The organism is Bacteroidales bacterium (assembly GCA_031275285.1).
Lineage (GTDB): Bacteria > Bacteroidota > Bacteroidia > Bacteroidales > UBA4181 > JAIRLS01.
The window spans coordinates 57,413-70,160 of record JAISOY010000211.1 but is presented as its reverse complement, the minus strand read 5'-3'; the positions used below and the strand labels follow the sequence as shown (position 1 = coordinate 70,160).

General features: G+C 39.3%; 13 protein-coding genes. 2 read left to right on the top strand and 11 right to left on the bottom strand.

Annotated elements, in window-relative coordinates; translation table 11 throughout:
• Window positions 1-111: 111 nt before the first annotated feature.
• The 11 genes from LBQ60_21060 to dxs form a co-directional block, all read right to left on the bottom strand.
• A complete protein-coding gene (locus tag LBQ60_21060) occupies window positions 112-1,239 on the bottom strand; it encodes a DUF4974 domain-containing protein (protein ID MDR2040414.1) in 1,128 nt (375 codons plus the stop codon).
• A gap of 122 nt (window positions 1,240-1,361) precedes the next feature.
• Window positions 1,362-1,919, bottom strand: a complete 558-nt coding sequence (locus LBQ60_21055) for an RNA polymerase sigma-70 factor (GenBank protein ID MDR2040413.1) — start codon at window positions 1,917-1,919, stop codon at window positions 1,362-1,364.
• A gap of 213 nt (window positions 1,920-2,132) precedes the next feature.
• Entirely contained in the window at window positions 2,133-3,023 is an 891-nt protein-coding gene (locus LBQ60_21050; GenBank protein ID MDR2040412.1) for a transglutaminase-like domain-containing protein, read from the bottom strand.
• Between the two features lie 8 nt (window positions 3,024-3,031).
• The gene (gene xseA / locus LBQ60_21045; protein MDR2040411.1) at window positions 3,032-4,420 is read right to left on the bottom strand and encodes an exodeoxyribonuclease VII large subunit; all 1,389 of its coding nucleotides are present in this window, start codon (window positions 4,418-4,420) and stop codon (window positions 3,032-3,034) included.
• A 315-nt stretch (window positions 4,421-4,735) separates the two neighbouring features.
• The gene (locus tag LBQ60_21040) at window positions 4,736-5,623 is read right to left on the bottom strand and encodes a Fic family protein (protein ID MDR2040410.1); all 888 of its coding nucleotides are present in this window, start codon (window positions 5,621-5,623) and stop codon (window positions 4,736-4,738) included.
• Window positions 5,624-6,002: 379 nt separating this feature from the next.
• The gene (locus LBQ60_21035) at window positions 6,003-6,209 is read right to left on the bottom strand and encodes a helix-turn-helix transcriptional regulator (GenBank protein ID MDR2040409.1); all 207 of its coding nucleotides are present in this window, start codon (window positions 6,207-6,209) and stop codon (window positions 6,003-6,005) included.
• Window positions 6,206-6,616 (bottom strand): hypothetical protein, encoded by a 411-nt coding sequence (locus LBQ60_21030; GenBank protein MDR2040408.1) that lies wholly within the window; start codon window positions 6,614-6,616, stop codon window positions 6,206-6,208. Before LBQ60_21030 ends, LBQ60_21035 begins: the two co-directional genes overlap by 4 nt.
• A gap of 163 nt (window positions 6,617-6,779) precedes the next feature.
• Entirely contained in the window at window positions 6,780-7,127 is a 348-nt protein-coding gene (locus tag LBQ60_21025) for a hypothetical protein (GenBank protein MDR2040407.1), read from the bottom strand.
• Between the two features lie 3 nt (window positions 7,128-7,130).
• The gene (locus tag LBQ60_21020; protein ID MDR2040406.1) at window positions 7,131-7,697 is read right to left on the bottom strand and encodes a hypothetical protein; all 567 of its coding nucleotides are present in this window, start codon (window positions 7,695-7,697) and stop codon (window positions 7,131-7,133) included.
• 95 nt (window positions 7,698-7,792) lie between these two features.
• Window positions 7,793-8,788, bottom strand: coding sequence for a Gfo/Idh/MocA family oxidoreductase (locus LBQ60_21015; GenBank protein MDR2040405.1), 996 nt, complete (start codon window positions 8,786-8,788; stop codon window positions 7,793-7,795).
• A gap of 22 nt (window positions 8,789-8,810) precedes the next feature.
• Window positions 8,811-10,736: a 1-deoxy-D-xylulose-5-phosphate synthase gene (gene dxs / locus LBQ60_21010; GenBank protein ID MDR2040404.1), complete on the bottom strand. Its 1,926-nt coding sequence runs from the start codon at window positions 10,734-10,736 to the stop codon at window positions 8,811-8,813.
• A gap of 131 nt (window positions 10,737-10,867) precedes the next feature.
• Between dxs and LBQ60_21005 the strand changes: the two genes are divergently transcribed.
• The gene (locus LBQ60_21005) at window positions 10,868-11,821 is read left to right on the top strand and encodes a stage II sporulation protein M (protein MDR2040403.1); all 954 of its coding nucleotides are present in this window, start codon (window positions 10,868-10,870) and stop codon (window positions 11,819-11,821) included.
• A complete protein-coding gene (locus LBQ60_21000; GenBank protein ID MDR2040402.1) occupies window positions 11,811-12,725 on the top strand; it encodes a hypothetical protein in 915 nt (304 codons plus the stop codon). The genes LBQ60_21005 and LBQ60_21000 overlap by 11 nt, the downstream gene beginning before the upstream one ends.
• Window positions 12,726-12,748: the final 23 nt, after the last annotated feature.

Here is a 12,748-nt window from a genome sequence, read left to right as displayed (position 1 = left end):
TCCTCTGCAAAGGATATCGAAAAATACCATTTGAAATGAGGCCCTTTCGGCATGGAAGGGCTTCTTTGTTTTGTTATTTCTCCATAGGCACTCCTTCTTTAATAGTGATAATCATTGTTGTGTTTTAAATCTCTCCATTAATTCCATATTCATCGAAAGTGTAATCACATTCTTTTCCACTAAAAAATTTATAGGCATTGTCCGTTGCAAAATACTCAATACCTGTTCTATTGTCTGTCGCTGAATCGTTCCCGAAAAATGCATGGTTTTTAGTTCATCCGTAAGAAATACAAAACTGACATTGTACCTGCGTTCAAGGTCTTTGCACAAATTTTCCAATTGTTGTTTTTCGATTACCCATATTTCATCTTTCCAGGATGTATATAATTCCGGTTTAATATTATCTTCTTTAATGATCGGGATCAATGGTTCGATCTTTTTTATATCACTCATGTCAGCCTTGCTACCGGCGTCATGAACCATATTCTCATCTATGAGGTAAGTAATATTTTCATTCGGCTTCATAGGAATCGAAAATTCCTCATCATTTTTATTCCTGCCCTCTACGACCACATTTCCTTTTACCAGGGTGGTAGTAATTATTTTATCTTCGGGATATGCTTTCACATTGAACATCGTTCCCAACGCTTTAATAGATAATTTTCCGGCCTTTACCACAAATGGCTTATCCGGATTGGTGACTACGTCAAAACAGGCTTCCCCTGAAAGTTCTACGATTCTTTCCGAGATATTGTAGTCATGAATGTATGATAAGGTACTACCACCGTTGAGCCAGACTTTGGTTCCGTCAGGTAAATTTATCAAACTTTGGGAACCACGTTCTGCCTGGATCACTGTATGTGTAGATTGGGCGACAACGGGAGTATCAGGTTGTACGGATATATCGTCTCCATTCAAAAAAAACCATAAAGAAGTAGCACAAATGACAATAATTCCCCATGATGCAGCGACTTTCTGCCATGTCCAGAATCTCCGGGATTGTTTTTTATGACGTTTGGACAATTTACCCGCCAGCTTTCTTACGGAGAACTCTTTATTTTGAATAGTTGTTCCGGATAATGCCCATGTGTGCCGGATCTCATTAAAATATTTTTTATTTTCCGGAGATTGCATGATCCACGATTTCAAAACGGATAATTCCTCCGGGGTTAATGAATCAGATAAATACCCGGAAATCAGTTGTTTGATTTGATCTGAAATGACAACGGTCTCTTTCATATATTGTTTTCTATTAATTATGACAGGATTTTCTTTTTAAATGATTAGTGAAAACGAATATTTTTAAAAAAAATTTCATTGGTTGACACAGGCTAGCTGTAAATCAGTCGTAATGAATGAAATCATTTCATGACTTTCTGCCGGATTATTTCAAGGGCCTGATATATATGTGATCTTACCGTATTTACTGAAATATTCAATCTTTGAGCTATTTCATTATTATCCAGATTTTCATAACGGCTTAGTATAAATACTTCGCGGCATTTTTCAGGAAGAGAAGCTATCACCTGCCGGATAATCACATCGGTATCTTCTTTTTCAATATTTTCAATTACGTAACTGTCAATCTGATAAGTATCCTTAATGAATTGCCATTCTTCTTCACTAATAGTTCTGTTTACCTTATTTTTAGCGGTTGCAAAATGTTGTAACTTATTGATGGATAAATTATGGGACATCTTGTACAGGTATGACTGCAGGGAGCCGACAATATGGATCTTATTCCGTTCGTCCCATAGTTTAATAAATACTTCCTGAACAATATCTTCAGCCAAAAAAATATCTTTTACGATTTGCTGGATATATCTTACAAGATTAGAAAATAACAAGGTATAAAGCATATAAAATGCTTTTTCATTTCCTCTCTTTATTTCGCGCCATATCTGATCAAGTTCATTCAATTTGTTCCTAAAACCTATAAACCATTATAAAAAACTTCTCACAATTTTGTATTTTGCAAATGTATCAAAAAATAATGATGTAATATTTTCCTAAAAATTGTACGGTAAAATTCAAACAACATTGATCGTACATTTTTTCATCCAATGTTTTCTTTTCAACTATAGTTCAAAACTTCCTGAGAAACAGCGAACAGATAAAAATATGAATTCTATTCATTTTTGAATAGCAGTATACTTATTGATAACAAATGATTGGGAAACTTTAATAGGATCACCCCAATACCTATACGCCCAATAATGTCCTCCATTATTAATCGTCCGGTTAAACCGCGTATTGGTCAACTGGATATATCTGTTTTGAAGTGTATTCCATTCATTTAAATTGCCGGAAGTCGGGTCAAAACGTATCCATCCGTAACCTTCCAGATATACTTCCGCCCAATCATGCTTCGGATTACTGGTTATATTGGTGACAAAGCCTTCGGCAAATCTGGCAGGGATGTCACAGGCCCGGCACAGGGCGATAAAGAGATCGGCAAATTCCGTACAATCTCCCCTCTTTATTTTAAATGCTTCAACGGATCCCAATTCATCTTCATGACTTTCATATTGAATATGGTTCCTGACGAATGAATAAATTTTCCTGATGGTGGCTTCCCTCGTTTTTTTCTTCAGCTCTCCGGCTTTTTCAATAATAAGGGGGTCATCTTTCTCAATAAATTTTTCATTCTTCAGATATTTTTCCATATCAGTCCCTGTCTGTGCTATGTCTTTTTTCCTGTTTTGAAAATCGTTCCTGTAGATATCAATGGTGACGGATATTTTTATCTTTTCTTCTTTAGATGGGCGTTCCATGATAAATTCGGCATAATGATCCCCGTCTTCAGAAAAAACCCGCTGGGGTTGTCTGGAATAAGTAAGCGTATGTACTTTTTGTTTTCCTTTTATATCCGCTGGAACCAAACAAATAAATTTAATTTTATTTGTCTTTCCCGATGAGGAAAATATATACGTAATCTCATAGTCCACAGTGGATACATCCTGTGAAAACGAAACCACAGAAAACAGGAGCAGCACGCAAAATAAAATCGCCTTCTTCATCATTTTCAGAACTACAAGTCTCTTACCGCTTTTTCTACCACACTCTCTGCCTTTCCGTCCTTGAATAAGGTTTCTATACGTTGCCCTGCTCCGAGTTCGTCAATCCCACGAATCACCTTCCCATTTGCCAGGGTGATGGAATAACCCCGTTCCAGCAATTTTACAGGATCCAGCAACGATAACTTGTTACCGAGCCATACAACCCGTTCCCGTTTCTTTTCCAGCATAGCCCGGGTGACCTTACTGAGTTGCTTTTCCAATGCCGGAATCTTTGTCATTTGCACCTGTACCGTATTACATACCAACGAACGGGCTTTTACTAATAACTGATCCTGTCCGTTTCTTTTCTCCGATAAAAACATGGATACTGCATGCGACAAGGTAAGCTGAAGGCCCTGTAATAATTTTTCCTGCTCATGCAACTGTGTATGAAGTATGTTCTGCAAGCGATAGCTTTGCTCCTGCAATTGCTGTGCGGAAAACCGAACCTGAGAAGTAACGGAATCGTATAAACGTTGTGTCAGTTCCTCAAGTTCATGATGGATGGAAGCAGCTCTATCTATCAGAAACTCGGCAACCGCCGTCGGGGTTTTCAATGGGATACAGGCCACCATATCTGCAATAGTCTCGTCACGTTCATGCCCGATCCCGGTAATAATGGGTAAAGGAAATTGTGCCATATGATAAGCCAACCGGTAACTATTGAAACAGTTCAGATCGGTTTGTGAGCCTCCGCCCCTGATGATCACCACCACGTCAAACTCAACTTCACGATCGAAGATCTCTTCCAAAGCACGAATAATCGACTGCTCCGCTTCATTCCCCTGCATAACGGCAGGAAAAAGGGTATGATGAAAAGCATATCCGTACGTATTGCTGTGTAGCTGATCGGAGAAATCCCCATACCCGGCAGCTGTTCCGGAAGAGATAACAGCAATTCTTTGTGGGACAAGAGGTATATCCAGCTCCCTGTTCATGTCGATCACGCCTTCATCTGTCAGACGCTGGATCACCAGTTGCTTCTGTACAGCCAACTCGCCTACCGTAAAAGCCGGATTGATATCCGTTACCTGCAGGCTGATTCCATAAAGTTCATGAAACTCGATATTGACCTGGAGCATTACTTTCAGTCCTGCCGAAAGGTTCTGCCCGGTCATGGTTTTGAAATAAGGATGTAGCATCCGGAAATGATAAGCCCATATATTGGCCCGGCTCCTGGCAACAATCTTTTCTCCCTGGCCTTCCTTCTCAATCAATTCTAAAAAACAGTGCCCGCTATTGTTTACATGGATCTCATTGATTTCTCCTGATACCCAATATGAACCGGGCATAGTCGCCTTCAATTTCAACCCGACCATCCGGTTGAACTCCGATAATGAATAAGATTCTGATTTTTCCATTTTAAGTAGGTAAAAATATGAAATAACAATGAAAAATGAATGATGAATGAAAAAGAGATGAAAAAATGCCGGAAAAAAAATTCCCGAACCTTACTTTATGACTTTATGAACGTTCAAACTTTTGTACTTTCCTACTTTATAAACTTTCCTCTTTCCTACTTTATGACTTTATAAACATTCCTACTTTCAGACTTATACTATTTAACAATGAACTTTGAATGATGAGAGTTCATCGAAGGTAATGGGGCGAATATCATTCAATCCCTTCGGGATATCCGATAAAATCGTAGCATTCATTTCAACCCCTGATTCACATTAATAATTAATCTTGAAATAGTTAAGTATTTCTTTGTATTTATCCTGAGCTGTCAGACATGTATCAATTAAATAACCATGTGCTTTTTCCCATTCCTGCAACCCGCGATAATAAAACCATTTCAAATCTTCATCAATAATAAATGGCACCACATTATTAGCCAAACATTCTTTAAACATAATGAGGCGGCCTACACGCCCATTACCGTCCTGAAACGGGTGTATAGATTCAAATTTATAATGAAACTCAATTATATCCTCAATCGTTTTATCTTTTTGGGAATGATAACAATTGAGTAGTTCTTTCATCGTATTCTGAACTTCTTCGGGAGAGCATGTTTTCATTCCCCCTACTTCGTTAGGTAGTTTCTTATAATCGCCCATCCCAAACCAATCTTTACGACTATCTGAGGTACTGGACTTAAGTATATAGTGCAATTCTTTTATTAACGCTTCTGTAAGTTTTGATTTTGCCTTTTCAATAATCAGGTCGATACAACGGAAGTGATTGGATGTTTCGATTATATCATCCACGTTAATAGTTTCATTAGTTACTCCTATTGTATTTGTTTCAAAGATATAGCGGGTCTGCTCCTCTGTTAGTTTACTTCCTTCAATACGATTGGAATTGTAGGTTAAGTCGATTTGTGTACGATGATAGATACCCCCTTTCAGCTTCATATCTTTTTGCTCTTTAAGAATATTGAGCAAAAGATTATCACTAAACCGGCTACTACTCTTTTTAGGTAAAAGAGCATCTTCGGGTATATTCCACGTTTTACCTGTTAAGAAAACTCCTTTTATTTTTCCTGTCGCACAATAATTACGGATGGTTCTTTCCGGCACACCCCATTTCTCTGCGAACTGACTGACTGATAGATATTGCATAAAGTATATAAATTGCTCTTATCGGCAGGTTTTATTTAAAATCAACTTTAAAAATACTCATTTTTGCCGATACAGGCAAGTTTTTGTAACGAAGAATGAAATATGGTTAGAAAAGCTGAAAAAGTAATAGAACCTGACCCTATTGGATTTCGTAGAATTGATTGATAATAAATGATTTTAATTTGAGATGATGTTCAAATTTTATTCAATAATAATTTTTAAATAGCTTCTAAATGAAATTGGAAAAAGGTAGAACAAGAAGAAATGAAAATTATTCCGAAAAGACACCCGAAACTCTACTTTATGAACATTCAGACTTTCAAACTTTATAAACTTTATGACTTTCAGACTTTATAAACATTCCTACTTCCCTACTCATTCAAATAAAATCATCGTCTTCAAGCATAAAGATCTCATTCACAGTTACCTTAAAAAAACCGGAAATTTTAAGCGCTAACACGGTAGATGGTATGAATCTTTGTGTCTCGATGGAATTGATCGTTTGCCGTGAAACACCGATCTTATCAGCCAACTCCTGCTGGGTGATATTCAGTTTTGCCCTCTCGACTTTTATCGTATTTCTCATTGATATCTTTTTTTTATCAAATAATACATCAATAAATAGAATATCAACATCAATAAAATGACATTATGCCCGTAACTAACTCTTTCCATGGAGAATATATAATTCCCTACAGGCTCTATCAGTACATACGCAATCACAAAGACAAATGAGACTGTAATAGCCTGAAAACGTATAAATAAACTCATCTCATCTTCTTTTTTTTCCCTGCTCCATGCCATAAAAAACAAACCTATGATCAACATCGCATAAATAACAGTCCGGATAAGTTCTTTAGATAAATCCAATGCAGAAACAATTCCTGATATCTTTAAAGCGCCAATCATAATGAATACAAAGGCGATAATTGCGATCCCTATTTTCTTAAAATAAGCAGGGAATAGAATAATTACATCATTTTTCCTTTTCATGGTATAAAACAGATTAGACAAAAAGTAAAATAAACATATATTTTTGACAAATATACTTTACATTTTGAAATAATCAAATTTTTTGGATATAATGGTATTAATAGTATCTCCCTTAAATAAATATAGACAAATACGACATGGATAAAAGTAGGTAGGATTCAGCTCATTCTGTTATCGGATTGATCACCGAAGTTGTATCGGATATCACAATCAACAGGGTTTGACCGGCATCTAAAGAAAACGAATATTTTGTTTGAAGGTATACCTGATTTTCGGCTCCTTGCATATAAAACTTAACGACTGCCCGTTTTGGAAAATCGTCTTTATCATCAACTATCTTCAATTCCTCACTGACTTCGCCCGGAAGTAAAGAATAAGCAATAGAGTTATTGTCCCAACTCACATTGTTCAGGGTCGCATTACGGACTTTATTCTGAATCTTGATATAAGCTTTATCTTTACAGGAATAGAAGAATGGGATCAATATCAATAAAAATATAAACTTTCTCATAATTTAATCTATAGATATTTCAAATTCATCAATAAATGCACTAGCTGTATTTTCTTTAACGTCGAAAGGTACTGCAATCAAAGGATATATCCGTCGTGTTTCATGGTTATTATTCATTATTTCAAAATATTCGATCTGGCATATATAAGTCCCTGGCTTTAATGAAATATACCGATTTAACAAATCAGAATATGCTCCTGCAGTGGTCAATATGTCTCCAGAAATCAGGTAGGGAGCTCTAACAACATATTTAACAGGTGTCAGCCAAGTATAAAAATCTCCGGAAATTTCCTTATTGATATGAGACGTATCTACTTTAACAGACTCAAAAACACCCCATTCCTCTCCATTGATCATAATTTTCACGTTAATAATTGATGGGGACACAATATATTTTTTAATACCCTGGTCTATCATATATGGTTTTACCATAAATACAAGTTCCCGCAATGTCGTTTGTTCGGATTTTGAATAGATGGTATGTTCGCTTGAATAGGAATATGGCAAGGAATCGTCATCGGAACAAGATATCAAAAAACCAAGAAATACAAAAATCCATACGTTTTTCATAACAAATGTAAATTTATAACAGTAAAATCAGTCACAAGTAAATTTCATCCCTTTAATATTATGACGTTGTATCTTTCAATTGCTGCGTGTAATTCTTAGATATTTTTATCAGCAGGATACACAACCCCTATCTGCCTACGTATCTCATCCATAATTTCCACAGTGATCAGCGAGTTTTCCAGACTATTGATTGTTGATTCCTTTCTTCCTGACTGCACTACATCAATAAATTCCTTTATCTCATAGTAATATTCTTCTTTTTCAGTAAAAGCGGTCAGGTCTTCAACTTCACCGTTACGGTATTGAATTCGGACATCTCCGATTATATTGATCCTGTCAAGGATGATATTACCTTCCTCTCCCTGTATTTCCGTAGGTAAGGAAGAGTTGGCAATTTTTGAATACAACACAGCCGCATCCATCCCCGGATAACCGAAAACCACACTGCCTTCCCCGTCCACTCCGGATGACAACAATAATCCCTGTGCTTTAATGCTGTCCGGACGCCCGAATAAGACCACCATCGGGTAAATAGTATACACGCCGATATCCGGCAAAGCTCCGTTGGACAGATCCGGCCGGAAGGCGTTCAATACGGTTCCTTCCCGGAATTTGTCATACCGTGAAGAATACTGGCAATAACAGGAGAAATAACGACGAATGGTCCCGATCCTGGAAAGGGAATCCTTCACCTTTAGAAAATTCGGTGTAAGCGTGGGTTTCATGGCTTCCATCAGTACCACATGGTTACGCCCGGATGCAGCCATCATTTCCCGGGCTTCCTGTGCATTCGAAGCAAAAGCCTTTTCGCACAACACATGTTTTCCATGTTCCATGCAAAGGATACTTTGCTGTGCATGAAGGGCATTGGGAGAGGCTATATATACCGCATCTATCAGCGGACTTTCCAACATGGCCTCCAGTGAAGTAAAAGTATAGGGGATCCGGTGCCTGGAAGCAAAAGCATCTGCTGTTTCCTGAGTACGCGAATATACAGCAGATAACTCAAAACGTTCATCCTGTTTTCCTCCTGCAATGACCCAATCGGATATAAAATTAGTTCCGATCACACCAAACCGTAAACGATCCATACAAGCCTTATTTTATAGTGAATTAACCGACATGTGAAAGAACCACCCGCTGTAATATGCTTTTTACCGTATTTACAATACCTTCTACATCATACCCGCACTCATGCTGCAGTTCCTGTATCGTTCCGTGCGTCACAAAACGATCCGGAATACCCAATCGCTTTACCTGTACCTCATAGTTATGATCGTTGGCAAATTCCAATACGGCGCTCCCCAGACCTCCGAGAACGGTTCCATCTTCTATGGTCACCAAAAGCCTATGCTTCCTGCATATACTATGCAAAAGCTCTTCATCAAGCGGTTTTAAGAAAATCATATCATAGTGTGCGGCATGAACCCCCTCATCTTCAAGCTTACGACAGGCTTCAATCACCGAGTTCCCTACTGTTCCGATACTGACAATGGCGATATCATCCCCTTCACGGACAACTTTTCCCTTTCCGACAGGAAGTTCCCGGAACGGTTCTTCCCACTTCGTGGTTACACCATGTCCCCTGGGATAACGTATGGCAAAGGGGCCATATTTCCCGTTTTGTGCCGTATACATCAAATGACGTAACTGTATCTCATTCATGGGCGCCGAGATAACCATATTAGGAATACTCCGGAGATAAGCCAGATCATAGGCGCCATGGTGTGTAGCACCATCTTCCCCCACCAGGCCCGCCCGGTCAATACATAAAACTACAGGAAGTTTCTGCAGGGCGACATCATGGATCACCTGATCATATGCCCGCTGCAGGAAAGATGAATAAATATTACAAAAAGGGATCAATCCCTGCATCGCCAGACCAGCGGAAAAGGTAACCGCATGTTGTTCAGCAATGCCGACATCAAAAAAGCGATCCGGAAAACGCTTCATCAAATGACTCATGGAACACCCGCTGGACATGGCCGGGGTAACGCCAACGATTCTATCGTTTTTTTCTGCCAGCTGGGTCAGGGTTTGTCCGAAAACCTCCTGGTACAAGGGTGGTTGCGGCTGATCAGTTGATACACGGATCAACTCTCCGGTTTCCTTGTTGAATAATCCCGGTGCATGCCAGCGGGTCTGGTCCTTTTCGGCAAACTCATATCCTTTCCCTTTGGTGGTCAGCACATGCAACAATTTTGGCCCTTCAATACGCTTCATGTCCTGCAATATCCGCGTCAGGTAAGTGATATCGTGCCCATCGACCGGACCAAAATAACGAAAGCCAAGCGCTTCAAAAAGGTTACCTTGTTTCATCAGTACTGCTTTGATCCCACGTTCGATCTGTTGTATCATCCGGCGCGAACGGGAATGTTTGTGCATGATATCCCAGACTTCCTTCTTTAGCTTGTTATAGGTATATGAAGTGGTAATATCGATCAGGTATTCTTTCAGGGCTCCGACATTCGGATCAATGGACATATTATTATCATTCAGGATAACCAACATGTTCGCACGTTCAGCGCCGGCATGGTTCAAAGCTTCAAAAGCCATTCCACCGGTAAGGGATCCATCACCGATTACCGCTACGACCTGCCTTTTTTCATTTTCCAGCTTTGAAGCAACAGCTATACCTAAAGCGGCCGATATAGAAGTCGATGAGTGGCCGACTCCAAACGCATCATATTCGCTTTCCGCCGGATTTGGGAAACCACTTAATCCTCCGTATTTCCGGTTCGTATGGAAGTTATCCTTCCTGCCGGTAAGTATTTTATGTGCGTATGCCTGATGGCCCACATCCCAGATGATCTTATCGTTGGGTGTATCAAAAACATAATGAAGGGCAACAGCCAGTTCCACTACCCCCAGGTTAGCCCCTAAATGACCCGGATTATGACTGGTTGCATCAATAATGAACTGGCGAAGCTGTGAAGACAATACGAGCATCTCTTCTGTCGTCAGCTTTTTCAAGTCAGAAGGCAGGTGAATCCGCTCCAGCAAATTCCCGGTTTGATCTATCGTGTGGTCCCTGTCCATTTTGAGGGGCAAATATACAGTTATTGACGGTAATAACAAAGGGTTTTCATCAATCTGGTACCAGGCGGATTCTGTAATCCTCTTCAAAGTAATTAAAAGATGCTTATCTTTGTTTTCTCAAAAATGAGGTAATGCGCGAAATCACTTTTGTTCAGAAAAACCAGGATAAATGGACGAGGTTTGAAAAAAATGTATCCGACAATGCTGATGAGTTGGCCGATGCTTTTATTGAATTAACAGATGACTTATCCTATGCCCGTACATTTTATCCGGAATCAAACACAGAGCGATACCTGAATCAACTGGCAGGAAAATATTACCTCTATCTCTATAAAAACAAAAAACAACCGGCCAGCCGGTTTATTACATTTTGGAAAAAGGAGTTACCCCAACTCTTTTATGGAGCCCACAGGCAATTATTGACCGCCTTTGTCATTTTTATGATCTCTGCCTTGATCGGAGCATTTTCCGCATCCAAAGATGAAAATTTTGTCCGGCTCATTTTAGGGGATTCTTATGTAAACATGACTATTGAAAATATCAGGAAAGGCGACCCGATGGCCGTATATAAAGGTGTAAACGAAAGTTCCATGTTCGTTTACATTATGTACAACAATATCCGGGTTTCTTTTTTAGCCTTTGTATTCGGCATCTTCTTTTCCATGGGAACAGTCATGGTATTGTTTCAAAATGGTGTAATGCTGGGGGCATTCCAGTATTTCTTTTTTCAATACGGGGTACTTACCGAATCCCTCCTGACGATCTGGATACATGGTACACTGGAAATTTCGGCCATCGTGATTGCCGGTTGTGCCGGACTCGTCATGGGTAACAGCATCTTATTCCCAGGCACTTATTCCCGGAGCGAATCATTCAGCAGGGGTGTCCGGAGAGGCATGAAAATCGTTGCCGGACTTGTACCTGTCTTTATCATTGCCGCCTTTTTCGAATCATACGTCACCAGGCATACCGAAATGCCGGTATGGATGAGCCTGACCATTATTGGCAGCTCCCTGGCTTTTATCATTTTTTATTTCATTATTTATCCTATTCGTCTTAACCAAACCAATACCCATGAACTATAAAGAAATTAATCTTCGCGAAATACGCGATTTCGGTGAAAAATTCAATGCGGTTTTTTCCTTTGTGCAACTCAATTTCAAATCACTTTTCAAAATCATCTTATTTACTGTAGGTCCTTTGATTTTGTTGGGCAGTATTATGTTCGGCATGCTTTATTCCAATGCTATAGATGTAATGTCACTTGATTTAGATGAGGGGCTCACTACCCTGAATTCGGCTTTTGAAGGAATCTTCGCCAATTTACTTCTGGGCCTGGCCTCCTTATGGATGATGATCGCCATATATGCATATATGGCCGAATATGCCGGAGGGAACAGAAATATCAGTATAGAAACCATATGGAACCGGGGCAAAACATATATTTTACCGATCATAGGCTTTGGTATCGTATTTTTTATCGTATTGATCCTTGCTATGGTGATCATCGTGGCCATACCCATTCCTCAAAACATGATGTTTTTTAAAGTCCTGCTGGCTTCTATCTTATTATTCTATATCTTCATAGCCGTTTCCCTGACTTTTCCCATCATGATCATCGAAAAAAAACCATTGATCGAAAGTATCAACCGGAGTTTTTTCCTGATCAGAAGTAACTGGTGGGCTACCTTTTGGCTCCTATTGGTTATGGGATTGGTGGTAGGTATTGCTTCCGTTGTTTTTGCCATCCCCTTCTATGTTTCAATGGGTGTAGCCGCGATCATGCAGATAGGTGAAACAGGAAATCTCCTGATCATTATCTGTTCCCTGATCCTGTTCCTGGGATCATACCTGATGTCGGTATTGCCCACACTCGCTCTCGGATTCCAATACTTTAACCTGGTCGAAAAGAAAGAAGGAACTGGTCTTCTGGAAAAAATAGAACAGCTTGGAAAAGAAGAAACTTCTGAAAACGAAGGCGGGTTTTAAATCGTTTCAAGTCAATTGCCACA

Bases quoted from the DNA above. Each gene is read 5' to 3' on its own strand.
- LBQ60_21030 (MDR2040408.1), bottom strand. From the start codon at position 6,616: ATGAAAAGGAAAAATGATGTAATTATTCTATTCCCTGCTTATTTTAAG.
- LBQ60_21025 (MDR2040407.1), bottom strand. From the start codon at position 7,127: ATGAGAAAGTTTATATTTTTATTGATATTGATCCCATTCTTCTATTCC.
- LBQ60_21015 (MDR2040405.1), bottom strand. From the start codon at position 8,788: ATGGATCGTTTACGGTTTGGTGTGATCGGAACTAATTTTATATCCGAT.
- dxs (MDR2040404.1), bottom strand. From the start codon at position 10,736: ATGGACAGGGACCACACGATAGATCAAACCGGGAATTTGCTGGAGCGG.
- LBQ60_21000 (MDR2040402.1), top strand. From the start codon at position 11,811: ATGAACTATAAAGAAATTAATCTTCGCGAAATACGCGATTTCGGTGAA.
- xseA (MDR2040411.1), bottom strand. From the start codon at position 4,420: ATGGAAAAATCAGAATCTTATTCATTATCGGAGTTCAACCGGATGGTC.
- LBQ60_21020 (MDR2040406.1), bottom strand. From the start codon at position 7,697: ATGAAAAACGTATGGATTTTTGTATTTCTTGGTTTTTTGATATCTTGT.
- LBQ60_21050 (MDR2040412.1), bottom strand. From the start codon at position 3,023: ATGATGAAGAAGGCGATTTTATTTTGCGTGCTGCTCCTGTTTTCTGTG.
- LBQ60_21040 (MDR2040410.1), bottom strand. From the start codon at position 5,623: ATGCAATATCTATCAGTCAGTCAGTTCGCAGAGAAATGGGGTGTGCCG.
- LBQ60_21005 (MDR2040403.1), top strand. From the start codon at position 10,868: ATGCGCGAAATCACTTTTGTTCAGAAAAACCAGGATAAATGGACGAGG.
- LBQ60_21060 (MDR2040414.1), bottom strand. From the start codon at position 1,239: ATGAAAGAGACCGTTGTCATTTCAGATCAAATCAAACAACTGATTTCC.
- LBQ60_21035 (MDR2040409.1), bottom strand. From the start codon at position 6,209: ATGAGAAATACGATAAAAGTCGAGAGGGCAAAACTGAATATCACCCAG.